Source organism: Pelagerythrobacter aerophilus (assembly GCF_003581645.1).
Taxonomy (GTDB): domain Bacteria; phylum Pseudomonadota; class Alphaproteobacteria; order Sphingomonadales; family Sphingomonadaceae; genus Pelagerythrobacter; species Pelagerythrobacter aerophilus.
The window spans coordinates 630,977-656,013 of the sequence record NZ_QXFK01000019.1 but is presented as its reverse complement, the minus strand read 5'-3'; the positions used below and the strand labels follow the sequence as shown (position 1 = coordinate 656,013).

General features: G+C 65.3%; 22 protein-coding genes and 1 tRNA gene. 13 read left to right on the top strand and 10 right to left on the bottom strand.

The genetic code is table 11. The features are described 5' to 3' along the window. Positions 1–156: 156 nt before the first annotated feature. The 6 genes from D2V04_RS16975 (at position 157) to D2V04_RS16950 (ending at position 11,551) form a co-directional block, all read left to right on the top strand. Positions 157–3,135, top strand: coding sequence for a TonB-dependent receptor (locus D2V04_RS16975; RefSeq protein WP_119514866.1), 2,979 nt, complete (start codon positions 157–159; stop codon positions 3,133–3,135). 127 nt (positions 3,136–3,262) lie between these two features. Then, positions 3,263–4,324 carry a glycoside hydrolase family 43 protein gene (locus D2V04_RS16970; protein WP_228766502.1) on the top strand — a complete coding sequence of 354 codons (1,062 nt, stop codon included), beginning with the start codon at positions 3,263–3,265 and terminating at the stop codon, positions 4,322–4,324. A 62-nt stretch (positions 4,325–4,386) separates the two neighbouring features. After that, a complete protein-coding gene (locus tag D2V04_RS16965) occupies positions 4,387–6,705 on the top strand; it encodes a GH92 family glycosyl hydrolase (protein WP_119514942.1) in 2,319 nt (772 codons plus the stop codon). A gap of 34 nt (positions 6,706–6,739) precedes the next feature. Then, on the top strand, positions 6,740–8,173 hold the full coding sequence (locus D2V04_RS16960; RefSeq protein WP_119514864.1) for a glycoside hydrolase family 125 protein: 1,434 nt from the start codon (positions 6,740–6,742) through the stop codon (positions 8,171–8,173). Positions 8,174–8,187: 14 nt separating this feature from the next. After that, entirely contained in the window at positions 8,188–10,521 is a 2,334-nt protein-coding gene (locus D2V04_RS16955; RefSeq protein ID WP_119514863.1) for a GH92 family glycosyl hydrolase, read from the top strand. Between the two features lie 106 nt (positions 10,522–10,627). Further along, on the top strand, positions 10,628–11,551 hold the full coding sequence (locus D2V04_RS16950; protein ID WP_119514862.1) for an ROK family protein: 924 nt from the start codon (positions 10,628–10,630) through the stop codon (positions 11,549–11,551). 20 nt (positions 11,552–11,571) lie between these two features. Here D2V04_RS16950 and D2V04_RS16945 read toward each other — a convergent pair whose 3' ends face one another. Then, entirely contained in the window at positions 11,572–12,213 is a 642-nt protein-coding gene (locus D2V04_RS16945) for a cation transporter (RefSeq protein ID WP_119514861.1), read from the bottom strand. A 70-nt stretch (positions 12,214–12,283) separates the two neighbouring features. Here D2V04_RS16945 and D2V04_RS16940 point away from each other — a divergent pair, with 70 nt between their 5' ends. From D2V04_RS16940 to D2V04_RS16930, 3 genes are all read left to right on the top strand, one after another. Next, positions 12,284–12,709 carry a MerR family transcriptional regulator gene (locus D2V04_RS16940; RefSeq protein ID WP_182849803.1) on the top strand — a complete coding sequence of 142 codons (426 nt, stop codon included), beginning with the start codon at positions 12,284–12,286 and terminating at the stop codon, positions 12,707–12,709. 163 nt (positions 12,710–12,872) lie between these two features. Then, entirely contained in the window at positions 12,873–14,306 is a 1,434-nt protein-coding gene (locus D2V04_RS16935) for an MFS transporter (RefSeq protein WP_119514860.1), read from the top strand. Between the two features lie 8 nt (positions 14,307–14,314). Further along, positions 14,315–14,854, top strand: coding sequence for a GNAT family N-acetyltransferase (locus D2V04_RS16930; RefSeq protein WP_119514859.1), 540 nt, complete (start codon positions 14,315–14,317; stop codon positions 14,852–14,854). Between the two features lie 69 nt (positions 14,855–14,923). Here D2V04_RS16930 and D2V04_RS16925 read toward each other — a convergent pair whose 3' ends face one another. The 3 genes from D2V04_RS16925 to D2V04_RS16915 all read right to left on the bottom strand — a co-directional run bounded on the left by D2V04_RS16925 (position 14,924) and on the right by D2V04_RS16915 (position 17,124). Then, entirely contained in the window at positions 14,924–15,280 is a 357-nt protein-coding gene (locus D2V04_RS16925) for a GNAT family N-acetyltransferase (RefSeq protein WP_119514858.1), read from the bottom strand. After that, positions 15,270–16,157 (bottom strand): pirin family protein, encoded by an 888-nt coding sequence (locus tag D2V04_RS16920; protein ID WP_119514857.1) that lies wholly within the window; start codon positions 16,155–16,157, stop codon positions 15,270–15,272. The genes D2V04_RS16925 and D2V04_RS16920 overlap by 11 nt, the downstream gene beginning before the upstream one ends. Before the next feature lie 103 nt (positions 16,158–16,260). After that, positions 16,261–17,124, bottom strand: a complete 864-nt coding sequence (locus D2V04_RS16915; protein WP_119514856.1) for a pirin family protein — start codon at positions 17,122–17,124, stop codon at positions 16,261–16,263. A gap of 118 nt (positions 17,125–17,242) precedes the next feature. Here D2V04_RS16915 and D2V04_RS16910 point away from each other — a divergent pair, with 118 nt between their 5' ends. Both D2V04_RS16910 and D2V04_RS16905 read left to right on the top strand, forming a co-directional pair. After that, the gene (locus D2V04_RS16910) at positions 17,243–17,596 is read left to right on the top strand and encodes a winged helix-turn-helix transcriptional regulator (protein WP_119514855.1); all 354 of its coding nucleotides are present in this window, start codon (positions 17,243–17,245) and stop codon (positions 17,594–17,596) included. After that, positions 17,586–18,524, top strand: a complete 939-nt coding sequence (locus tag D2V04_RS16905; RefSeq protein WP_119514854.1) for a DUF5996 family protein — start codon at positions 17,586–17,588, stop codon at positions 18,522–18,524. Before D2V04_RS16910 ends, D2V04_RS16905 begins: the two co-directional genes overlap by 11 nt. Before the next feature lie 141 nt (positions 18,525–18,665). Here the strand turns inward: D2V04_RS16905 and D2V04_RS16900 are convergent. Next, positions 18,666–18,742: transfer RNA gene (locus tag D2V04_RS16900), tRNA-Arg, on the bottom strand. A 119-nt stretch (positions 18,743–18,861) separates the two neighbouring features. Between D2V04_RS16900 and D2V04_RS16895 the strand changes: the two genes are divergently transcribed. Then, on the top strand, positions 18,862–19,251 hold the full coding sequence (locus tag D2V04_RS16895) for a hypothetical protein (RefSeq protein WP_228766501.1): 390 nt from the start codon (positions 18,862–18,864) through the stop codon (positions 19,249–19,251). A gap of 60 nt (positions 19,252–19,311) precedes the next feature. Then, on the top strand, positions 19,312–19,818 hold the full coding sequence (locus D2V04_RS16890) for an MmcB family DNA repair protein (protein WP_119514853.1): 507 nt from the start codon (positions 19,312–19,314) through the stop codon (positions 19,816–19,818). Between the two features lie 2 nt (positions 19,819–19,820). On the opposite strand, the gene D2V04_RS16885 is transcribed toward D2V04_RS16890, so the two are convergent. The 5 genes from D2V04_RS16885 to D2V04_RS16865 are packed head-to-tail and all read right to left on the bottom strand — an operon-like array spanning position 19,821 to position 24,965. Next, positions 19,821–20,213: a (2Fe-2S) ferredoxin domain-containing protein gene (locus D2V04_RS16885; protein WP_119514852.1), complete on the bottom strand. Its 393-nt coding sequence runs from the start codon at positions 20,211–20,213 to the stop codon at positions 19,821–19,823. Continuing rightward, positions 20,210–22,312 (bottom strand): S9 family peptidase, encoded by a 2,103-nt coding sequence (locus D2V04_RS16880; RefSeq protein WP_228766500.1) that lies wholly within the window; start codon positions 22,310–22,312, stop codon positions 20,210–20,212. Before D2V04_RS16880 ends, D2V04_RS16885 begins: the two co-directional genes overlap by 4 nt. A gap of 55 nt (positions 22,313–22,367) precedes the next feature. Continuing rightward, on the bottom strand, positions 22,368–22,826 hold the full coding sequence (locus D2V04_RS16875; RefSeq protein WP_119514851.1) for a DUF2497 domain-containing protein: 459 nt from the start codon (positions 22,824–22,826) through the stop codon (positions 22,368–22,370). A 28-nt stretch (positions 22,827–22,854) separates the two neighbouring features. Beyond that, entirely contained in the window at positions 22,855–24,345 is a 1,491-nt protein-coding gene (locus D2V04_RS16870; protein ID WP_119514938.1) for a TolC family outer membrane protein, read from the bottom strand. Positions 24,346–24,347: 2 nt separating this feature from the next. After that, positions 24,348–24,965, bottom strand: a complete 618-nt coding sequence (locus D2V04_RS16865; protein WP_119514850.1) for a protein-L-isoaspartate O-methyltransferase family protein — start codon at positions 24,963–24,965, stop codon at positions 24,348–24,350. Positions 24,966–25,037: the final 72 nt, after the last annotated feature.

The window sequence follows — 25,037 nt, the reverse complement described above, 5'->3', positions numbered from 1 at the left end:
CGAATGCGGCAGGTCTCAGCGAATTCTATTGGAAATTTGATTTTTTTATTCTGAGATGAGGTTTCGCGCCGACTCGCAAAGGCACAGCCGACGAAGCGCCGCGGAGATGAACAGGAAGGGGAGCCTTGAGCTCCAACAGTAGGGAGGACGACCGACATGAATGACAGGCAGATTTCGCGGCGCTACGGCAACGGGCGGCTCGCACGGGAACTGATGCTATCCGCAAGCATGATCGTCGGCTTTGCCGGTACTGCGCATGCCCAGACGGCGGACGATGCGTCTCAGGAAACCCAGGACCAGCAGGTGGCGGAGGCTGGTGCCACGGAAGGCGCGATTGTCGTCACCGGGTATCGCCAGTCGATCGAAGCAGCGTTGGCGCAGAAGCGTAACGCGGACGCATTCATCGACGTGGTCACGGCCGAGGACATCGGCAAGTTTCCCGACAAGAACGTGGCTGACTCATTGCAGCGTGTGCCGGGCATCATCATCGACCGCGACGGCGGCGAAGGGAGCCGTGTCAGCATCCGCGGTCTCAGCTCCGATCTGACACTCACTCAGCTCAACGGCAACTTCATCGCGTCGGCAACCTCCGGCGATCCTTCGCGTTCGTTCAACTACCTGTTGCTGCCGTCCAGCTTCATCGGCAGCGTCGAGGTATACAAGTCGTCCGAAGCGCGGCTGGACTCGGGCGGCGTCGGCGGCGTCATCATCAATCACACGCGCAAGCCGTTCGATCTCGATCCGTGGTCCGGCAACGTCCAGGTCGAAGGCACCTATGCCGACGTCACCGACAAGATCGAGCCGAGCGTTTCAGGCCTTATCTCCTGGCATAACCCGGACGAAACACTCGGTTTCCTGGTCGGCGCGACCTACCAGGAGCGGACCAACCGCTCGCTGAGCGCCTACGGGACAAGCTGGCATTGGTGGACCGACGACAGGGAGACCAACCCGGCGGTCGACGTCAACGGTAATACGTTCGCGAACGACGATGCCATCAACTATTGGAACAGCGGTAATGACGCCGGAACCACGACGCGGGACGGCACGCATTATAGCGGTTATTGGGCACCTCAATCGGTTGGCCAGACCATCCTCGAGCAAAAGCGCCAGCGCCTCGGCATCCAGGCGACCGCGCAGATACGGCCGACGGACAACCTGACGATCACCGCGAATTACTTCCGCTTCGAGCTGAAGGGCGACTACACGTCGAACACCATCAAGCTTCCGGAATGGGGTTACGGCAACTTCTTCACCGGCGCGACGCTCGATCCGAGCGGCACGATCTTCACCGGCGCGTCGTTCGAAGTGCCGCCCGAAGGAACCGAATGCCGAGCCAATGAGCGGCCCTGCACGATGGAAACGCCGGCGCCGCAAAACACGCTCACGCGCGAAAAGACCATCTCCAACACCTATGATGTGCGCGGCGAATGGACTCACGATCAGTTGGCCGTGAACTTCGTGGTCGGCAAGACCAAGGCCAAGGGCGGCCCGTCGTTCCACTTCTTCGCTCAGGCCAAGCCGCGCAATGGCACCGACAACGGCAATATGCTCAGTGCGTGGAATTTCACCGACCAGTCGCTAGCGATGCAGTTCTCGCCCGACGTGCTGGAAAACATGCTCGCCGGCACAGCCCAGATCGACCTCGGCTCGACGGGTTCGGGCTTCACCAACAGCTCGATCTCGCAGCGTTACGCCCAGGTGGATGTGACACGCAGCTTCGATGGCTTCATCGACTCGATTCAGGTTGGCGGCAAGTGGAAGGACGCCAGCATTAAGCGCAGCCGGGGGCGCTTCGAGTGGTACTCGGATCCCGACAATACCCTGCGCTTCCAGGATACGCCGGGTGGCGCCTTGGCGCTGCCGGAATTCTTCTATGACGAATCGATGGGGAATATTGCGGGCGGTTTCGAGACCAATGTCTTTCCCGCCATCAATATCGCCAACTACGTCGATTATCTGACGGAGACGTACAACGGGCCCGTACGAGTGCCCGAACCGGAGAACCGCTACAGCATCGGGGAGCGCATTCTGGCCGGTTACGCCCAGTTGAACTTCGAGACCGACACCATCCGCGGTAACATCGGCGTGCGCGTCGCGAACACCAAGCAGAGCGGCGTGTCGACCGACGTCCTGTACTATAACAACGACTATTGTGTGGACGGTCCGGGCGGCCCGTTCTCGCCCCCGCCGGTAGGCGAAGATGGCAACTGCGAGGTGATTCCCGAGGACGGTCGCCTGGTCAAGGTGTTCAGTCCAGTCAATGAATCGAAGAGCTACACCGATATTCTGCCGAGCTTCAATATCGCGTGGAACGTGACCCCGGACCTGCTGATTCGCGGCGCGGTTTCCAAGGTGATCTCGCGGCCCGGCTACGGTTCGCTCGCCGGCGCGCGGTCGCTGACCTTCAACGCCGACCCGTTCGTTTACGACCGTGACGAGTTCGGCGCACGGCCCGGCTGGTTCGGCAATGGCGGCAATTTCGACCTCCAGCCATTCAACGCCTGGCAGTACGATCTCGGGATCGAATGGTATTTCAATCGCGGCTCGGTCGTTGGCGCGACCTTGTTCCGCAAGGATGTTGGCGACTTCATCGTTCCGGTCGTGCTCGACCTCCAGAGCGAGGTTGCCGGCGAGACGGTGACGATCCAGGAATATTCGACGGAAGCCAACGGCTCGTCCGCGGTGTCTCAGGGCATCGAGGTCTATGCCCAGCACACGCTGGACTTCGGCCTCGGCGCACAGGTGAACTTCACCTACAACGACACCTCGGTCGCCGACGTCAGCCTCAACGGCGAAAAGGTCGGTACGTCGCCCTTGGTCGGGAGCGCCAAAACGCAGCTCAACGCGTCGGTCTTCTACGAGCGTGGACCGGTGCTGCTGCGTGCGTCGTACAACCGTCGCGGCGAAGTCGTTCGCGGTCTGCAATCGGGCCTGAACGTCTATGACGATCCGTATGAACAGGTCGATCTCAATGCGTCGTACAACATCCTGGACGATCTGCAGCTAACCGCCTCGATCATCAACCTGACCAAATCGGAACAGCGCGCGCATCTCGGCAACGACACGAAGGACCGTTTCATTTCGAACGTCTATTCCGGTCGTCGCTTCTATCTGGGGTTGTCCTACAACTTCTGAGGCAAGCGTTCGCCATTTTCTCCCCCCTGGGTGGCTCCGAAAGGAGCCACCCACCTTTTTCGGGGTAAGAGAGAGCGGAGATTATTACTACGTCGCCCGCGCGGATCAGGCGGGCAAGGAGAGGGTCGTGACACGCGGTTGGTTGAAGTCGGTTCTGATTGCGGCAACGCTGGTCTGGGGCGGCGCCGCGGCGGCCGAGAACCCGGTCGTTCCGGGGTGGTACGCCGACCCCGAAATTCGGGTCTTCGGCGACCGCTACTGGGTCTATCCGACCTACTCGGATCATACCGAAACGCCCGACGTGTCGGAGCATTTCAGCGAAAAGCAGCAGGAACTGCGCCAGCAGCAGATGGTCCGTCCGTCCTACGCCATCCAGACCTTCTTCAACGCGTTCTCCTCGCCCGATCTGGTCAACTGGACCAAGCACAGCCATGTCATCGACGTCGAGAACGTCGAGTGGGCCGCCTATGCCGTCTGGGCCCCGTCGGCGATCGAGAAGGACGGCAAGTATTACCTGTTTTTCGGTGCCAACGACATCCAGTCGGACGATCAGCTCGGCGGGATCGGTGTCGCGGTCAGCGACAGCCCTGCGGGGCCGTTCAAGGACGCGATCGGCAAACCGCTGATAGGCAAGTTCCACAACGGGGCGCAGCCGATCGACCAGTTCGTGTTCCGCGACAAGGACGGCCAGCACTACCTCTATTACGGCGGCTGGAAGCACTGCAACGTCGTGCGTCTGGGCGACGATCTGACCTCGATCCTGCCGTTCGAGGATGGCACGATGTTCAAGGAGATCACGCCGCCCGGCTACGTCGAGGGATCGTTCATGGTCGAGCGGAACGGCATCTACTACCTGATGTGGTCCGAAGGTGGCTGGACCGGGCCCGACTACCGCGTCGCCTACGCCATGGGGCCGAGCCCGACGGGCCCGTTCGAGCCCAAGGGTGTCATTCTCGAGCAGGATTTCAGCATTGCGCGCGGCGCGGGCCACCACTCGGTGGTCAATGTGCCGGGGACCGATGAGTGGTATATCGCCTACCACCGCCGCCCGCTCGACACCGACCGGGGCGAGCACCGGCAGATCGCGATCGACCGCATGTATTTCAACGAGGACGGGACGATTCGTCCTGTCGTGATGACCAACGAAGGTGTCGATCCGCGGCCGTTTGCGGCGGCAGGTTCGGACTAACGATGATGGGGAGGGAAACCTTGAGAAACAGCCTGAGCCGCACGCTGCGCGGCGCGACCACGATGCTGCTTGCGGTCAGCCTCTCGCTGCCGCTGCCCGCGGCGGCCCAGAACGCGCAGCGGAATGCGAGCGAAGGTGAGGCACTGGTCGATCTCGTCAATCCGCTGATGGGCACCGACAGCGAGTACGCGCTGTCCTACGGTAACACCTATCCCGCCGTCGCGGTCCCGTGGGGCATGAACTTCTGGACCCCGGTGACGGGCGAGATGGGCAGCGGCTGGGGCTATACCTACGACGCGCACAAGATCAGCGGCATCAAGCAGACCCACCAGCCCAGCCCGTGGATGAATGACTACGCCGCGTTCGAGCTGATGGCGGTGACCGGCCCGGTCCGCATCAAGCAGGAAGAGCGCGCCTCTTGGTTCAGCCACATGGCCGAGGTGAGCAAGCCCTACAAATACCAGGTCTATCTCGCGGATCATGACGTGACGGCCGAGGTCGTACCGACCAGCCGCGCGGCGCAGTTCCGCTTTACCTTCCCCGAAAGCGACGACGCACACATCGTCCTCGACGCCTACAACGAAGGCTCGATGGTGACGATCGACCCGAAGCGTCGCCGCATCACCGGCTATGTCCGAAACAACAGCGGCGGGGTGCCCGAGAACTTCCACAACTACTTCGTGCTCGAGTTCGACCGGGACTTCACCGTCACGCGAACCTGGGACCAGAACTTCCAGCTTCATGACGAACTCAAGAGCGAAGGCGGCCACGTCGGGGCGGTCGTCAGCTTCAAGACCGAGAAGGGCGACCAGGTCGGCGTCAAGGTCGCCTCGTCCTTCATCAGCCCCGAGCAGGCATTGCTCAACCTCGAGCGTGAAGTTGGCGACAAGAGCTTCGAACAGACCGAAGCCGCGGCGCGTGCTGAGTGGGAGAAGGAACTGTCGCGTATCCGCGTGACCGATTCCGACATCGACAACCGCAAGACGTTCTATTCGGCGCTCTACCGCATGCTGCTGTTCCCGCGTCCGCTGCACGAGGTCACTGCCGACGGGAAGACCGTCCACTACAGCCCCTATAACGGCAAGGTCGAGGACGGTTATCTCTACACCGACAACGGGTTCTGGGACACCTGGCGCGCGGTCTTCCCCTTCTTCGCGCTGATGTATCCCGACTTCGACAGCAAGGTGATGCAGGGTCTGGTCAACACCTACGAGGAATCGGGCTGGCTGCCCGAGTGGGCAAGCCCGGGGCACCGCAACGTGATGATCGGTTCGAACTCGGCGATCCTCATCGCCGACGCCTACCTCAACGGCGTGCGCGGCTTCGATGCCGAGAAGCTCTACGAGGCGATGGTCAAGAACGCGACCACGTCCGAGGGCCGCCCGCGCGACGACAGCGGCCGCGTCATCAATGCGGTCGGGCGCGAAGGCGTCGAATATTACAACCGCCTTGGCTACGTGCCCTACGACGTGGGCATCAAGGAGAATGCCGCGCGTACGCTCGAATATGCGACGGCTGACTTCGCGCTGTCGCGGCTCGCTGCGGCACTCGGCAAGACCGAGGATGCCCAGAAGTACGCCAGGCAGGCGCAGAACTACCGCAAGCTCTACGACGCCGAGAGCGGCTGGATGCGTGGCCGCAACCAGGACGGAAGCTGGGCTACGCCGTTCAACCCGTACAAGTGGGGCGACGCGTTCACCGAAGGCAACTCGCTGCACTATAGCTGGTCGGTGATGCAGGACGTCCAGGGCCTCATCGACCTGATGGGCGGAGACCAGAAGTTCGTCGAGCGGCTCGATTCGATCTTCACCACGCCGCCGATCTTCGACGACAGCTACTACGGCCAGACGATCCACGAGATCCGCGAGATGCAGATCGTCGACATGGGCCAGTATGCGCACGGCAACCAGCCGATCCAGCACATGATCTATCTCTACGACTGGGCCGGTGCGCCGTGGAAGGCGCAGTACCATGTCCGCAACGTGCTGGAGAAGCTCTACTCGCACGGGCCGATCGGCTACCCGGGCGACGAGGACAACGGCCAGACTTCGGCCTGGTACGTCTTCTCCGCGCTCGGCTTCTATCCGGTGACGCCGGCGGTCGGCGAGTACGCGATCGGCAGTCCGCTGTTCGACCGGGTCGATCTGACGATGCCGGGTGGCAAGGCGCTCACAATCATCGCGGAGAACAACAGCGACGAGAACGTCTACATCCAGTCGGTGACGTTCAACGGCCAGCCGCACGAGGTGACCTGGCTTGACCGCGAGGCGCTGCAGCAGGGCGGCACGCTCACTTTCGTGATGGGACCAAAGCCTAACAAGCAATGGGGCACCGGCCAGGACGCCGCGCCCTTCTCGATGAGCGCGCCGGCCGGTCAGTGACTGCGACGCACCGAAAATCAGTGGAGAGACCGTGATGAACCTCAGCCGCCGCGACATGCTGTCGAGTGCAGGTGCCCTTGCCGTGGCTGCGACGCTGCCCGGGGCCGCCATGGCTGCCCAGCAGGGGGTCTCGCAGCGCCCCCCGAAGGCCAAGCGCCGCTTCACCAGCAAGGCCGTCGAGGCCGAGATCGCGCGGGTGAAGGCGAAGATCGGCGATCCCGAACTCGCCTGGCTGTTCGAGAATTGCTATCCCAACACGCTCGACACGACCGTCTTCGCGGGGCAGGCGGGCGGCAAGCCCGACACTTTCGTCATCACCGGCGACATCGACGCGATGTGGCTGCGCGACAGCTCTGCGCAGCTCCAGACTTACGTGCATCTGACCGGCAAGGACCCTGAGCTTCGCCGGCTGTTCCATGGCGCGATCCAGCGCCAGGCGCGCTGCATCCTGATCGATCCCTATGCCAACGCCTACACGCACGATCCGAACGCCAAGTCGAACCTGCCGGCGATCGATGATCTGACCGACATGAAGCCGGGCGTGGCCGAACGGAAGTGGGAGATCGACTCGCTCTGCTATCCGATGCGCCTCGCGCACGGTTACTGGACGAACACGCGCGACAAGGCGCCGTTCGACGACATCTGGGCGCAAGCGATGCGCACCGCGGTCGACACGCTGCGCGTCCAGCAGCGCAAGGACGGGCCCGGTCCCTATCACTTCCAGCGCGTCGACAAGTCGCCGACCGAGACATTGATGTTCGGCGGCTACGGCGCGCCGACGCGCAAGGTGGGGCTGATTCATTCGGGCTTCCGTCCCTCGGACGATGCTTGCCGCTATCCGTTCCTGATCCCCTCCAACCTGTTCGCAGTCTCGGCGCTGCGCATGCTTGCGGCCGTGCTGCGCGATACGCGCAACGATTCCGCGTTCGCGCGCGATTGCGAGGCGCTGGCGAGCGAGGTCGAGGCGGCGCTCAATGCGCACGGCAAGATGTCCGACGGCAAAGGCGGCGAAGTCTGGGCCTACGAGGTCGACGGCTACGGCAATGCCATCTTCATGGACGACGCCAACGTTCCCAGCCTGTCGGCCCTGCCGCTACTGGGCTCCGCCGACCGCAACGATCCGCTCTATCGCCGCACGGCCGACCTGGCCTGGAGCGAGCGGAACCCGTACTTCTTCAAGGGGGCCGCGGCCGAGGGGATCGGCGGGCCGCATATCGGGATGGACATGGTCTGGCCGATGTCGATCATCACCCGCGGCCTGATGAGCGACGACGATGCCGAAATCCGCCAGTGCCTCAAGTGGCTCAAGACCACGCATGGCGGCACCGGCTTCATGCACGAATCCTTCCACAAGGACGATCCGGCCAACTTTACGCGCAGTTGGTTCGCCTGGGCGAACGGCCTGTTCGGCGACCTGATCCTCGATCTCGAACGCCGCAAGCCCGCGTTGATCGCCGGCCGTATCTGACCGGAGGAGGGACCATGCTGCGCACCAGCCGACGTCAATTGCTTGCCGGAACCGGTTTCACCGCGCTGGCAGGCCTTGCTCCGCATACCGCCTGGGCGCAGGCGCCGAGTGCGGGCAAGCCGGATCTGTTCGTCGGCACCGGCGGGCATGGGCATACCTTCCCCGGCGCCTCGCTGCCGTTCGGCATGGCGCAGCTCAGCCCCGATACCGACAACGCGCGGTGGGATGCCTGCTCGGGCTACCATGATACCGACGGCTCGATCATGGGCTTCTCCCACACGCACCTCTCGGGCACCGGTATCGGTGACATGCTCGACGTGCTGGTGGTGCCGACGCGCGGCAAGCTGGAGCTGACGCCGGGCAAGCTCGGCAGCCCGGACGCCGGCTATCGCCAGCGTTTCACCGACGAGTTCGCCGAGCCCGGCTATTATCGTGTGCGCCTCGAATCGGGCGTTCAGGCGGAGCTGACGGTCACCGAACGCTGCGGCCTCCATCGCTACCGCTTCCCCAGCGGGCCGGGCCATATCCTGATCGACTTCGCGCACATGATCCTCGACGATTGGGACACCGGCGCGCTGATCGAGCAGGCCTCGCTCCTGCTCCAGCCCGACGGAATGCTGACCGGCCACCGCCAGGTCAATCGCTGGGCCAAGGGGCGGCACATCCACTTCGCGATGGAGCTGTCGCGTAAGCCCGACCGGGTCCAGTTCTTCGACGACGGCGACACGCCGGCGATGGAAGGCTCGACCGGCGTGCAGGGCCGGACCCTCAAGGTCGCGCTGTTCTTCGACGATGCCGGCGGCGATCCGGTCCTGATTAAGACCGGCCTCTCCGGCGTCTCGGTCGAGGGCGCGAAAGCCGCGCTGGCAGCCGAAGCGCCTGGCTGGGACTTCGACGGCGCGAGCAAGGCCGCGCGGGCCGCCTGGGCGCGCGAGCTCAATTGCGTGCGCGTGAAAGGCGGCACCGAGGCGCAGCGCACGATCATGGCGAGCGCACTCTACCATGCTTTTCTCGCCCCGACCCTCTTCACCGACCGCGACGGCCGCTACATCGGCCTTGACGGGGAGGAGCACCAGGCGCCGGAAGGCGAGGCGGCCTTCAGCACCTATTCGCTGTGGGACACCTACCGCACGCTCCACCCGCTGTTGACGCTGGTGCAGCCTGAGCGCGCGGCGGTCTTCACCCGCGATCTGATCCGGCAGACGCAAGAAAGTCCCTATGGCCCGCCGGTCTGGCCACTCCAGGGCGTCGAGACCGGCACGATGATCGGCTGGCACTCGGTGGTCACGCTCGCCGAAGCGAAGATCAAGGGCATCGAAGCGGACTATGCGGCCGCCTGGCCCAACATCCGCAAGCGCGCCTTCGACCGAGAATTCAAGGACAGCGACAGCTCGCTCGGCCGCGGTCACTACTACGACCTCGGCTATATCCCCGCCGACAAAGTGTGGGAATCGGTCAGCCGCACGCAGGAATATGCCTACGACGACTGGGCCATGGTCGTTCTCGCCGAAGCGGCCGGCGCGCACGGCGATGCCGAGACGCTGCGCAAGCGCAGCCTCAACTATCGCAACGTGCTCGACGCCTCGATCGGCTTCGCGCGGCCCAGGTTCTCGGACGGGACATGGTGGGCGCCGTACGATCCGGTCCAGATCGGCCACATGCCCAAGCCCTGGTGGCGCGACTATACGGAGGCGAACGGCTGGCAGGCAACGTTCCTCAACCAGCACGACATCTACGGCCAGATCGAGCTGTTCGGCGGCGACGCGGCGTTCGAGAAGAAGCTCGACGACCTGTTCAACGCGCCCTCGACCCTGCCTGACAATGCGCCGCCCGACATCTCCGGGCTGGTCGGGCAATATGCCCACGGCAACGAGCCCAACCATCACGTCGCCTATCTCTACGCCTATGCCGGTGCGCCGCATAAGACGCAGGCGATGGTCCGCCGCCTGCTGACCGAGATGTACAAGGCCGATCCCGACGGTGTGATCGGCAACGACGACTGCGGTCAGATGAGCGCCTGGTTCATCATGTCCGCGCTCGGCTTCTACCCGGTCGACCCGGTGAGCGCGGTCTACGTCTTCGGTTCGCCATTGTTCGACGAGGCGGACGTGGATCTCGGCGGCGGCAAGACCCTGCGCGTCCGTGCGCGGGGCAACGGGCCGGACGCGCCCTACGTCCAGTCGGTTCGCTGGAACGGTAAGCCCTGGACGCGCAACTGGATCGACCATGCCGAGCTCGCCAAGGGCGGCGAGCTGGTGTTCGAGATGGGCGCGCAGCCGTCGCGCTTCGGTACGGCTCTGGCGGATCGTCCGCCATCCTTCGGGCGAGCGGCCGGAAATCCATCATGATTGGCGCCGCACTCGCATACGATGCGCGGCTTTGTTCGGCGCATTCGCGCACCAGATCGATTGACAAGGAGAAACTGATGCACTTCGACGCTCCGGGGGCATGCGAATGAGCGCGAGGGACGACGGGCAGATACGACAGTTACCGTTCGCAGGCGTCGAGCTTGGGGGCACGAAATGCATCGCCACCCTGGCGCATGGCCCCGGCGCCGTGCTCGATCAGCGGACAATCCCCACGACGCATCCGGATGAGACTTTGCCGGCGATCGCGGGCATTCTCCACAAGTGGCGGCTCGATGGCGGGTTTCGCGCCCTGGGCATCGCGTCCTTCGGGCCGATCGAGCTGCGGCCCACTTCCGAGCGGTACGGGCAGATCCTGAGAACCAACAAGCCCGGCTGGTCCGGCACCGACGTGCTGCACAGTCTGTCGGCCGCGTTCGACGTGCCGACGGGTTTCGACACCGACGTCAACGGCGCCGCGCTCGCCGAAATCCGCTGGGGCTGTGCGCAGGGGCTCGAGGATTTCGCCTATGTCACCGTCGGCACCGGCATCGGTGTCGGGCTGATCGTCCATGGCCGCCCGACGCGGGGCATCGGCCACAGCGAGATCGGGCATCTGCGCGTGCCCCGCACTCCGGGCGATGCGCACCGCAGCGTGTGCCTCTTCCACGAGGACTGCGTGGAGGGCCTGGCATCGGGCACCGCCTTGAAGGCGCGCCTCGGCGTGCAGCGGGTGCGCGACGTCGCGCCCGACGATCCGGTCTGGACCCCGATCGTCGATGCGCTGGCTGCCATGTGCCACGATCTCGTCTGCACGACCGGTCCGCACCGCATCGCGATCGGCGGCGGTGTCGTGTCGAGCCAGGCCCATCTTCTCGGCCGGATCGAGGCGCGGCTGATCGACAGCCTGAACGGCTATATCGATCTGCCGGACTCGGGCGATTTCATCGTTCAACCCGAGCTGGGCGTTCAAGCCGGCCCGCTGGGGTCGATCGCGCTCGCGGCCAACGCTGCGGAGCTGGCGGGCGCCTAACCCGCGCGCCGCCGCACCGGCTATTCGGCAGGTTGGGGAGCGCGCTCGCTGCGCAGTTCCTTTGAAGCTTCGCGCATGATCTGGGCGCCGCCCGAGAGCCCCAGCCCAGCGAGCACCGACGCGACGATCAGGTCGGGCCAGGCCGTGCCGGTGCCGAAGACGCCCGCCGCCGCCGCCACCACCGCGATGTTGCCGATCGCGTCGTTGCGCGAACAGATCCAGACGGAGCGCATGTTCGCGTCGCCGGTGCGGAAGCGGTAGAGCAACAGAGCGACGCCGGTGTTGGCCAGCAGTGCCAGCACGCCGATGACGCCCATGGTGCGGGCGTCCGGGGCGGCTCCCGCGAGGGCGGCATAGATGCTGCTGCCGAGCACCCACAGGCCCAGAACGATCAGCGTCGCGCCCTTGAGCAGAGCCGCGCGGGAGCGCCACGTCAGGGCAAGGCCGGCAACCGCCAGGCTGATCGCGTAGTTTGCGGCATCGCCGAAGAAATCCAGCGCGTCGGCCATCAGCGCGCGCGAATCCGCGGCCGCCCCGGCGACGATCTCCGTGCCGAACATCCCGAAGTTTACCGCCAGCGCGATCCACAGCGCGCGCCGCCAGCGCGGATCGTTGCTTCCGCCGGTGCTCGAACACGAGCTGTTGCAGCACCCGCCTGCCATATGCCGTCTCCTGGACAAATTCCGAGTCGGCGCCCCATATGCACCCTGTAGCGGCTACAGGGTCAAGGACATGGGTCTGAAAATCGGCGAACTGGCGCAGGCGACCGGTACCAAGGTCGAAACGGTACGATACTACGAACGCATCGGCCTCTTGCCCGAAGCGGAGCGGACGAGCGGCAACTATCGCAGCTACACCCCCGCACACCTCGATCAGCTGAACTTTATCCGCCACGCACGCCGGCTCGGTTTCGACATTGCCGACATCCGCTCGCTCCTCGACCTGGCCGACCAGCCCGAGCGTGACTGCGCCGAGGTCGACCGGATCGCGTCAGGCCATCTGCAGGCCGTCGAAGACAAGATCGCGCGCCTGGTCCTGCTGCAGGAGGAACTGAACCGCATGATCGGCCAGTGCCGCGGCGGGCGGGTCGGAAATTGCCGCATCATCGAAACGCTCGCCGACCACAGCCTGTGCCGGAGCGACCACGCGGGCGGTTGACCTATCGACCTGCAGAGCGAAATCCGCTTCGGCCAAGGTCGCGGACGTTCCCGCCACTGGCGTACTCATCCAAAACCAGCCATCTGTTCACCTAGCGAGTTCCGGAAAGCTTGGCCGCAGTGGCTTGGCTTGCCGTCTCGACGTTGGACGTAAGGATCGCAAAATGGTGGGCGCGCATCGTCTTCCCTGCGAAATTCCAGCGGCGAATGAGCCGAGCGATTTCGCCGGCGACGATACGAGGTGGGTGCTGCCTACTACGATCCTCGGCTCAAGCCTTGGCTTCATCGATAGCTCGGTGGTGAACGTCGCTTTGCCGGCCATGCAGCGCGGCCTTGAGACCGGCTTCGGTGCGATGCAGTGGGTCATCAACGGGTACATGCTGACGCTCGCCAGCCTGATTCTGCTGGGCGGTTCTGCCGGTGACCGTTTCGGGCGCCGGCGCATCTTCATGATCGGGATCGCCGGTTTTGCTGCAGCTTCGCTGGCCTGCGGCCTCGCGCCTTCGGCGACCTGGCTGATTGCTGCGCGCGTTGCCCAGGGCGCGGCGGCAGCCTTGCTGACACCTGCCAGCCTGGCAATCATTGGTGGAGCCTATCGTGGTGAGGCGCGGGGGCCTGCAATCGGCACGTGGGCGGCGGCGGGCGCTTTCACCACAGCCCTCGGACCCGCGCTCGGCGGATGGCTGGTGGACACGGTTGGCTGGCGTTCGATCTTCTTCATCAATCTGCCGATCGCAGTCGCGGTGCTGTTACTCGCGCGCAAGCTGCCGAGGGATCGGGGAACCGGACATGCCGCGCCGCTCGATCGATCTGGAGGCGTGCTGGCCGTACTGACACTTGGGCTACTGAGCTACGGCCTCATCACGATCGGCGAGGGGGCATGGACGAGAGGCGCCCTGGCGCTGATCGCCGCCCTGGCGGCTGCCTGGCTCTTCATCAGGAGGGAAGCAGCCGCAAGCGCGCCGATGATGCCGTTGTCCCTGTTCCGAAGCTCCAATTTCAGCGGCGCGAATACGTTGACGATCGTTCTCTACGCAGCACTTGGCGGGGCCCTTTTTCTCCTGCCGTTCCTGCTCATAGAGGTGCACGGCTACACCGCCATGGCGGCGGGTGCCGCCTTCCTGCCATTCTCGTTGATCATGGGCGCCGGCTCGCGCTGGTCGGGGGGATTGGTCGATCGGTTCGGTGCACGGCTCCCCCTGGTCGTCGGCCCCGGAGTGACCGCGGTAGGCTTTATGGTTCTGGCTGTGTCAGGAGATGATCCGAACTATTGGAGCGGCTTTCTGCCGGGCCTCATCGTTATTGGGACCGGAATGACGATCGCCGTCGCGCCACTGACCACAACCGTCCTCGACGCTGCGCCCGAAAACAAAAGCGGCACGGCTTCCGGTATAAACAACGCGGCTGCGCGAGCGGGCAGCCTGATCGCCGTGGCCGCGCTCGGCCTCGCATTCGGTGGCACCGCTCCACCCGATTTCGAAGGTAGCGCATTGGCCCACGCTTATCGGCTCGTGATGCTTGCCGCCGCAGGCTGCGCCGCTCTCGGCGCGTTGATCGCGGCGCTCACGATAAGTCCAGCGCGCCAATCGCCAGGCTAGCAACCGGGATGACTGACCGCTTCATCGACCGCATGGCCAGACTGGACGATCTGGACGCTTTGCATCGCGTCATGAGCCGATCGATCGCGCAGCTCCAGACCGAATTCCTTACGCCGGAGCAAGTCACTGCTAGTCACCGGGTGATGGGGCTCGATAGCCTGCTCGTGCGCGACGGCACCTATTTCCTGGTCGAATGTGGCGATCGCATCGCCGGGTGCGGTGGCTGGAGCTTTCGCGAGACCCTTTACGGGGGCGATGAGAGCATAATCGCGCGCGAGCCATCGATCGTGGATCCATCGAGCGGCGCTGCGAAGATACGGGCCATGTACACCGACCCCGACTTCACGCGGCGCGGCATTGGCAGGCGCATCCTCAAGCTGTGCGAACAGGCCGCTCGCTCGGCCGGTTATCGCCGCGCCGAACTGATGGCGACCGCCGTCGGCGTGCCGCTATACGAAAGTTGCGGATACACGCCCAAGACGAAGCTTCAATTCGCACAGGTCGGTGGCGTGCAAGTGCCCCTGCTGCGAATGGAGAAGATGCTCTGATGCGCTGCCCGGATGACCCTGTTGGCTGACGATCTGGCGGATCATTGATGTCCGAGGTCTACGGCGTGGTCACTTCCTTCGGAGTTGTGCCGCGGTCAGCTTCGGTTTTTCGCCCGGGCCAACGGTAAAGACATCGCGCCATTCCGGGTGTCTTTCATATCGTGCGCGGACGTAGGGGCAGATCGGGATGACCTTGAACCCGCGCGCCCGTGCATCGGCGACGAGGTAGTCGACCATCGCAGCAGCGAGACCCGTGCCTCGCAGTTCATCCGGTGCGCCGGTGTGGTCTGCGCTGATCAGAGCCGGCCCGCGATGGGTGAAGGTGATTTCGCCCTCCGCATCGATCCCGGCGACCTTGCCGACATATCGGCCATGGCTTTCGCCATCTTCCAGCGTGACGGTGATTTCGGGTTTCTCATGGGGCATAATCGCGACCTTCCGGGAAGGGAGTGAACTCTTCGTCGTCCGCATCGGGTAGCTTCATCCGCCCTTGCTTCCAGTCTTCCTTGGCCTGTTCGATCCGATCTTTCGACGAGCTGACGAAGTTCCACAGCATGAAACGCTCACCGATGGGATCGCCGCCCAGCACCATGAGGGTGGCCGCTTCCCTTGCGGTGACGGGCACGTCCCTGCCCGGCTCGAGCACCGCCATCTGTCCCGTCTGCAGTATCTGGCCCGCGACCTCCGCGACCCCGGCGGCGACGTAAACCGTGCGCTCTTCGTATTCGGCGGGCAGAGTGCGGCTCGCACCCGCGTCCATATCCCAGTGCATGTAGAATTGCGGGCTGTGGACCTTCACCGCCGAGCGCATCCCTTCGGCGCTTCCTGCGATCAGGCGACCGCGCAGGCCCTTCTCTTCCCACGTCGGCAAGTCGGCAGAGCCTTCATGGTGGTAGAACGCCGGATCGGTTTCTTCATGCTCGATCGGCAGGGCGACCCAGGCCTGAATCCCATGCATATGGGCCCCGTGTTCGCGCGCGTGATCGAAGCGCTCCGAATGGGTGATGCCGCTGCCGGTAACCATCCAGTTGACCTCGCCCGGACGGATATCCTGCGTCACACCCAGACTGTCGCGATGGGTCAGAGCGCCATCGTAGAGGTAAGTCACGGTAGAGATGCCGATGTGCGGATGCGGACGCACGTCCATCTCTCGCGGGAAGCCCGGCGCGAGGTCTGCAGGCCCCATGTGATCGAAGAAGATATAGGGTCCGACCGTGCGGCGACCGTGGAACGGCAGCACGCGGCCTACCTCGAACCCGCCGCCAAGGTCATGCGTGCGTTTGTCGATAATGCGTTCGATCATTCGTGATTTCCTTCAGCGGGTGTTTGACGGGGTGTGAGGACGAGAGCGTGACAGCCGCGAACAAAAGTGCCCGGAGAGATCGTTCCCTCCGGGCACCAATGGCTCAGGCCGGGGCCAGCGCGCCGAACTTGCCCGAGTTGAACTCCGCGATCGCTTCACGGATTTCGGTCTCGGTGTTCATCACGAAAGGCCCGTATCCGAATACGGGTTCGTCGATCGGCTCGCCGGTCATCACCAGCAGCATGGCGTCGCCATCGGCCTTGATCGCCACGCCTTTGCCATCGCGGGAGAGCCGCGCGATCTCGGCCTCGCCCACGCCCTTGCCGTCGATGGTGATGTGGCCCGAGAGCACCGCGATCATGCTGGTGTGTCCATCCGGCAGGGGCAAGATGACCTCCGCACCGGCATCCAGCCGAACGTCCCACAGGTTGATCGGCGTAAAGGTGCTGGCAGACCCCTTGATGCCCTCAAAACCGCCGGCGATGATCCGCGCGCGGCCACCGTCGAAGGTAACCTCCGCGATCGTGTCGCGTGTGATCGCCTGATACTTCGCCGGGGTCAGCTTGTCCTTGGCCGGCAGATTGACCCACAACTGCACCATGCGGAACGGCCCGCCGGTCTTCGAATAGCCGGGCGAATGGAACTCCTCGTGCAGCACGCCGGACCCGGCGGTCATCCACTGGACCTCGCCCGCACCGATGGTGCCGCCACCGCCGGTGGAATCGCGGTGACTGACCTCGCCGTCATAGACGATGGTCACCGTCTCGAAGCCCTTGTGCGGATGTTCGCCCACACCGCGCGGATGGCCCTTCACGGGCTCGAAATTCCACGGTCCGGCATAGTCGAACAGGAGGAAGGGGCTGATCGCCGCAGTATCGCCCTGATAGCTGAACAAAGAGCGCACGGGGAAACCGTCGCCGACCCAGTGAGGGGTGTCGTTGCGCAGGATGGTGTCGAGTGTCTTCATTGCATGGACCTTTCGCGGGGGCGTATCGCCTGCCTCGCCCCGGGGCATTGCTTTCGTGTTGGCCGGAACATATGTATGTGCTGACATGTCAGCAAGTACGATCCCAAAGGATACTGCTATGAACCGGTCCGCAACCGCAGCGGAAGGCTGGCACTGCCCGGCAGAACGGACGCTCGATTTCCTCTCGGGCAAATGGCGCCCCATGGTGATCTTCTGGCTCAGGGAGGGGCCGCTGCGCTTCAACGAGCTGCAGCGGCGGCTCGGTGCGATCACCCATCGCACGTTGTCGAAGACGCTGAAGGAGATGGAGGCGGACGGGCTGGTCCAGCGCAAGGACTACGGCGAGATTCCGCCCCGTGTCGACTACTCGCTCACCGACCGCGGCCGCAGTCTCGAGCCTGTCTTGCAGGCGATGGAAGAGTGGGCGCAGAGCCAACCCGAGAGAGATCACGGAGAATTGGATGAGCGATAATACCGACTGGCCGGCCGTTCCGTTCGAACCATGGAAGGACAGTTGCGCCGCCTTGCACCTGCAAACGCAGATTGTCGGCAAGTATCGCTTGGCCCACACACCCTGGGTCAACCACTCGTGGCACGCGACGCTCTACGTCAATGCCGACGGCCTTACGACCGGGCTGATCCCCGACGGTCCGGGCATCACCGTCCAGTTCGACCTCCAGCGCCAGCGCCTGATGGCGTCGTGCTCGACCGGCAAAAGCGACGGGTTCCCGCTCGAACCGATGTCGATCGCTGCGTTCGACAGCAGGTTCAAGGAAACGATCGCGACGCTCGGCGGCTCGCCCGAATACGACGGCTGTCCTAACGAATTGCCCGATGTGACGCCGTTCACCAAGGATACCGCGGAGCGGCCATGGGATGCCGATGCCATCTCTCGCTTCCATCGCGCGCTGGTGCGGATCGACGCGGTGTTCAACGAATTCCGCACCGGATTTCTCGGCAAGGTCAGTCCGGTGCATCTGTTCTGGGGAAGCTTCGATCTTGCGGTGACGCGTTTCTCGGGCAGGCCCGCCCCGTTACATCCCGGCGGCATCCCCAATCTGCCCGACGCTGTTACCCGGGAGGCCTACAGCCACGAAGTCAGTTCTGCAGGTTTCTGGCCCGGCGGTGGCGGGATCGATGAACCGTGCTTCTATTCCTACGCCTACCCGACTCCGGGCGGGTTCGCCGACCAGCCTGTCAGGCCGGAGGCGGTACGGTTCGACCAGAACCTGGGGGAATTCGTTCTGCCGTACGAAGCAGTCCGTTCCGCCCCGGACCCACGCCAGGCGTTGCTGGAATTTCTGACATCGACCTTCGACGCTGCGGCAGGGCTCGCCGGCTGGGATAAGGATCTGAGCTGCGCGCTCGGCCGGAAAGGCGTGCCGCGCCCCGTGGGCTAAGTTGATCGCATCCGAAAGCTACAGTTATTCGTGCCGCCCGAGCCTCGATTGCAAGCGGGCTGGAACGCATGTGCGATGCCCGCGCGTCACACGGCGTCAAGCCAACGACTGCCTGTCGGCGTTCTCTGCTGGGATGAAAGCTGGCGCACCCGACAGGATTCGAACCTGTGACCTCTGCCTTCGGAGGGCAGCGCTCTATCCAGCTGAGCTACGGGTGCGTGAGCGAGCGCGGCGCTTAGCAAAGGGCACGGCCGCTTGCCAGACGAATTTGCCGGTCCGGCGGTGCGCGGATGCGACATTAGCGATTTGGCAAGTGCGCGGGTGCTAGGCGGGCCGTATGAATGCGCCGTTTCCTCCCGATCAAACCCAGCGCGAGCTGCGCGGCGAAGCGTCGCTGAGCGCGCAGTGGTCGGCCATGCTCGATGCGGGCGCGGCCGTCGCGATGCTGGCCGGGGTTGCGGCGGAGAAGCCCTGCACGGCCGAGCGCGGTTTTGTCGCTGCGATCCGGGATGCGGGCGGTTGGCGGCTCGAACTGGCGCGCGATGGCATGGCCGATCTGCGTGCGATGCTCCAGCCGGGTCTCTCCGCGCTGCTTGCGGTAAAGGCGCGCGGCAATGACGCGAGCGGCGCCGCGCTCACGCTATGGGAGGAATACCGCGCCGCGCGCGACGCATTGCTCGCGCTCGCGCCCGAGGCAGGGATCATGGGGCCGCGCCGCAGCGCCTGATCCGCGTGCACCCGCCGCAAACGGGTTGACCGAGTTCGCCGTTTGTTCCAGGCAGCGCATATGAGTCACGCCCTGAACTCCCAGCCCGCTGCCGTCCCCGCCGTTGCAAGTGCGACCGCTGCGGATGTCGCGCGCGGCATCTGCCGGCTCTTCGCTCGCAACGACGTCTGGTGCCTGTCCGAAATGCCGCTGCGCAATGGCCGCAGGGCGGACCTGATGGGAATCGACGTAAAAGGGCGGATCGTGATCGTCGAGATCAAGGTCAGCCGCGCCGACCTGCTCGGCGATGGCAAGTGGCCCGATTATCTCGACTTCTGCGACCGCTTCTACTGGGGGCTGCCCGTGGGGCTCGATCGCGGTCCGCTGGAGGGTGCCGACTACCGGCCGGACTGCTGCGGCGTGATCGTCGCCGACGGCTACGACGCGGAGATCGTGCGCCCCGCACCCTCGCAGCCGCTCGCTGCCGCCCGCCGCAAGGTGGAAGTGGAGCGGCTGGCGCGCGCCGCGCTCAGGCGGAATCTCGTCGGTCTCGACCCCGAATGCACGCCCTGGGGAACGCCGGCCTAGCGTTAGCTATCCTGGGGATCTCGCAGGCGGAATTCTTCCACCGGCTCGCCGCCGATCAGGTGCTGCTGGATGATCCGTTCGAGCACCGGCTCGCTGCACGAATGATACCAGACCCGGTCGGGCCAGACGAGCGCGATCGGCCCGGCCTCGCAGATCTGCAGGCAATCGGCCTTGGTCCGCTGTACGCCGCCCGAGCCGTCCGCCCGCTTCGGCCCGGCGAGGCCGAGTTCCTTCAGCCGCTTCTTGAGATATTTCCAGGCCCGCTCGCCCTCCTCGCGGCGGCAGCACTTCTGCTTCTCCGACATCGCGCAGAGGAAGATATGGCGCTCGATCGTCTCGCCGCCGATCTTGGCCAGCGCCACCCGCGCCTTGGCGAGATCCTTCGCCGCGCTCATTCCTTCCCGAGCCAGCGGTCGAGCCAGGCGAAGACCGTCTCGTGCCACTGCAGCGAGTTCTTCGGATCGAGCACCCAGTGGTTCTCCTCCGGGAAGACGAGCAGCTGCGCCGGCACGTCCTGCTGGTGCAGGGCGGTGAAGGCGCCCAGCGCCTGGGTGTAAGGCACGCGGAAGTCCTTCTGCCCGGTCACCACGAGCATCGGTGTCTTCCAGTTGCCGACGTGGTGGACCGGGTTCCACTTCTCGTAGAGCTCGGGGTTCTCGGCATAGGAGCCGCCGAAGTCCCAGCGGGGAAACCACAGTTCCTCGGTCGCGTAGTAGAAGCTGCGCATGTCGAACAGGCCGTCATGCTGCACCAGGCAGTCGAACCGGTCGGGCCAGCGTCCGGCGATCCAGTTCATCATGTATCCGCCGTAGCTGGCACCCATGGCGCAGGCGCGCGTGCCGTCGATCTGCGGATCGAGCGTGAGTGCGGCGGCGAGGCCCTTCTGCAGGTCCTCGAGCGGCTTGCCGCCCCAGTCGCGGTTGATGGCGTCGGTGAAGGCCTGACCGTAGCCGGTCGACCCGTGGAAATCGACCGAGATCACCGCATAACCCTGACTGGCGACTACGCGCGGGTTCCAGCGCGAGGACCATGCGTCGTTGAACGAGCCCTGCGGCCCGCCATGAACGTAGAGGATCGCGGGCATCGGGCCGTCCTGCCCGTCGAGCTTCGTGATCTGGCCCCATACCGTATCGCCGTTCGCGCCGGCAAAGCTGAAGCGGCGGGTCACGATCGGCGCCAGCCGGCCGAGATGGCGCCCGGCCACTTCGGTCAGAGGCGCGGCCTGCTGCCAGCCCTGCGACAGGAACAGCTCGGGCGGCGCGCCGATCGAATCGCGGGTGAAGAGCAGGCGCTCGCCGGAAAGCGGCACGACATTGCCGATGTGCGCCTCGTTGCCGGCCATGAGGTCGAGCTCTTCGACCTCGCCGGTCGCCGGGTCGATGCGGAAGGCGGGCGTGTCGAGAACATCCTGCGCGGTGGCGACGATCCAGCGCGAGTCGGGCGTCCAGGCGAGCGAACCGAACGAGCGGTCGAAGCTCTCGGTCAGCGCGCGGGTTTCGCCCGTCGCGAGATTGCGCAGGTGGATCACCAGCCGGTCGGCCTCATAGCCGGGGCGCGCCATTGCAGCGTAGGCGAGCCATTTGCCGTCGGGCGAGGGTGCCGGCAGCGTGTCGGTCGCCTCGTTGGCGTCAGTGAGATTGACCGGCGCACTGCCCGTCAGGTCGTTCCACCAGATGTCGACGTTGGTCGACGTCGGTTCGTCCGCGTTCGATCGCCGCGCGGCGAAGAACACGCCCGATCCGTCGGGCGCCCAGGCGATTTCCTCACCGCCGCCGAACGGCTTGGTCGGGGTGTCGCCCACCAGCGCGCCCTCCCCGGCCGGACCGTCGAGCGGAATACCGGCGCCGGCGGCCTTCCCGCCGACCAGGTCGAAGGCGAACACACGGCCGAACGTACCCGGCGTTTCCCAGGCATCCCAGTGGCGGACGAAGCCGTCTTCCGAACTGTAGAGCAGGCCGTCGCCCGGCCCGGGAAGATGTGCGGTGCCGTCGCCTTCGCAGCCGAAGGTCGGGCAATCGCGTGCCACGTCGCCGAACAGCGCGATCTTGCGGCCATCGGGCGAGAGTTCGAACCCGGCCACGTCAGTGGCGACATTGGTCACCTGAACGGGGCTGCCGGTGGTGCCGCTCGCGTCCAGCGGGGCGCGCCACACCTGGGTCGTGCCGCCGGCGCCGCGGTCGGAGAGGAAGTAGAGCGCCCCATCGGCGCCGAAGGCAGGGCTGCTCGCGCTGCCGCCCAGATCGAGCGCGACCGCCGTCGCCTGGGGCGCCGCGAGATCGCGCAGATAGAGCGTCGTCGTCCGGGCGTAGCTTTCGGGATCGGTCGAAGCGACGGTGTAGATCGCCAAACGGCCGTCGGACGACGCGACCGGGGCGCCGAGGCGCGGCATGGTCACGAGATCCTGCGCCGTCATCGGCGCCGTATCCTGGGCGAGGGAAGGCGCGGCGAAGGCCAGCGCGGCGAGCGAGATTGCGAAACCCGTTCTTCTGATCATGCGCCACGGACTAGCGGCTCGGCGCGCATGGGGGAAGCGGTTTAGGCCGCGTGCGTCAGACGCGCTTGCCGGCGATCCGGGCGATCTCGGCCTTCACCAGCCTTTCGACCATTTCCGGCAGCTTCTGGTCCAGCCATTCCGCCAGCATCGGGCGCAGCATGTCGCGAACCAGCCCCTCGAGCGAGGTCTCGCCCGAACGGACGATTTGCGGCGGTGCGCTCGGCTCGGCCAGCATCGCGAGCGCGGCGAGATTCTCGCGTAACGAATCGCGAACCGCGTCGGTCGTCAACGGTGAACTCTCGTCGCCGTCGTCGTCCGCTTGCTCGACGAATTCGGCCGTGCCGAGGTCGAGCACTTCTTCGGTGTCCCGATCGTCCGCGGCGCCGTGACCTCCCACGCCGTCTTCCTCGCGCCGGCGGCGCGTTTCGGTCGCGATCGTGCGATTATCGCGCGCGATCACCTTCTTGATCGATTCGAGGATTTCCTCGACGGACGCTTCGCCCTGCTGACGCATGTTGCCGAGTACCCCGGGTTCCGCCCGCTCAGTCGGTCGAGACGGGCTGCGATTCACTGCGGGGAATCTCCGCATCCTGAGCGGGGATGTCAACGGTTCTCGTCGATTGCGGTACCGGATCGGGATCGCGATCCCAGTCGAACCACTTGCCTTCGACCCGCTCGAAATTGAGCTGCGGGTCGTAGAGCAGCCCCTCGCTATCGAGCCCCAGATCGCGCGCTTCGGCGCGGCCCATGGCGGCGAGCAGGCTGAACCCGGCGACATAGGCGTTGCGCCGCGCGGTCACGAGTTCGACCTGAGCGTTCAGCAGTTCCTGCTCGGCATTGAGCACGTCGAGGATTGTGCGATTGCCGATCGAATTCTCCGCGCGAACGCCTTCGAGGCTCAGCTCGGCGGCCGAGACGGCGGATTGCGAGCTTTCGATGATCGCGAGCGAGGCCTGCCAGCTCGAATAGGCAGCGCGGACCTGCGCGATCACGTCGCGCTCGGCTGCGATGATGTCCTCCAGCGCGGCCGAGGCGCGTGCCTGCGCCTGCCGCTGCAGCGCGGCCGGGCGCCCGCCCTGGAAGATCGGGATCGAAATCGAGACACCCGCCTGCGCGCCCGACGACGTTTGCGAGACGTCGTCGCGGGGAACCGTCGGATCGTCGACGACCGCGCCCCCGATCGTGCCGAGGTAGTTGTCGTAGGTGTAGCCGGTGAACAGGGAAACGCGCGGCAAACGGCCTGCGCCGGCGACCTCGATGTCGTATCCGGCAGCTTCGGCGCGTTCGCGCGCCGCGATGAGATCGGGATTGTTCTCCAGCGCCACGGCCACGGCTTCGTCCGGGGTGCTCGGGAGGCCCGGCAGCGGCGGGGGCGGCTGCAGATCGGTCGGCGCCTGACCGACGAGCGCGATATAATCCTCGCGTGCGGTGATCAGGTTCGCCTGTGCCGCCCGCAGGTCACTTTGTGCGACGGCCAGGCGCGCTTCGGATTGCGCCACGTCGGTGCGCGTCAGATCGCCGATCTCGAACCGGTCGCTGGTTGCCTGCAGGTTGGTCGACAGCACGTCGACCTGATTGGCCGCCAGCCCAACGATCGCCTCGTTGCGGATCACATCCATATAGGCGGCGACGACCTGGCTGAAGACCGTGGATTCGGTGCCGCGCAGATCGGCTTGGCCGGCCTGGACCCGCTGCTCGGCTGCGCGAACCGCATTCTTCACCGCGCCGCCCGAATAGATCGGCACTCCGAGTTCGACGCCAAGAGTCACGACGCGTTCGGGAGCCGCGAAGCTGGTCGAGCTTTGCTTGAGATATTCGGTGTATCGCCCGGTCGCGCCGATGTCGGGGCGTCCGGCGGACTTTTCGATGGGGACGTTCTCGTCGGTCGCGCGCTGCTGCGCCCGCGCCGACTGGAGGGTCGGATTGCCGCGATAGGCATCGACCAGCGCCTCGCGCAGCGTATCGGCATTCGCAGGCGCGGCAACGAGCGCCGCTCCCGCCAGCAGAGCCAGCTTCGCCCCCCTCCTCTTCATTCTCAGAAGCTCCATCGTTTCGGCGCGTCGAACTGCCTCAAGCGCGGAATGCCCATCTCGACCAGGCGGAGCCACCCGATCGTGCCGCTTGCCGGGCGTCCGGCTGCGAGCCGGGTCACGCCGTCCTCGACAAGGCCGGCCACCACTCGTCCGTCATCGGCCAGGCGCCGGGTCAGCGTGTCGGGAAACTGCTCGACGGCGCCGTCGACCAGGATCAGCGAGAACGTGCCGCGCAGCGAACCCAGCGCCTGTTCGGGCGTGATCACCTTGACCGACTTGACGAGCGGCTCGAGCAGCGCCGGCAGATAGCCACTGCCGCCATCGACCACGAGAACCTCGTCGCTCGGTTCGGGGCGCGCTTCCTGCAACGCCATCCCGTAAAACACCGGCGCGGCGATGTGCCCGCCGTCGTCGAACGCGATACCGCGGTCCATATAGGCGACCCCGCGCGCGCTGTCCGGAACGTGTGCCTCGCGCGCCACGGACGCCATTTGCCGGAGCACGCCCGCGTCGTTGACGCCGCTCGTGCGGAGCTGGCTGTCGATCATCGCGCGGCGAGCGGCGGCGAAGTCGGCCTGATGGGCGCTGGTTGGGAGAGTGCGGGTTTCGGCAAGTGTCATGTGGGCCTCGGCGCGCTGTATTACACGCTTAATACAGTTGGTCAATCGGGCATGGCTTTAGGCGTATCGCCC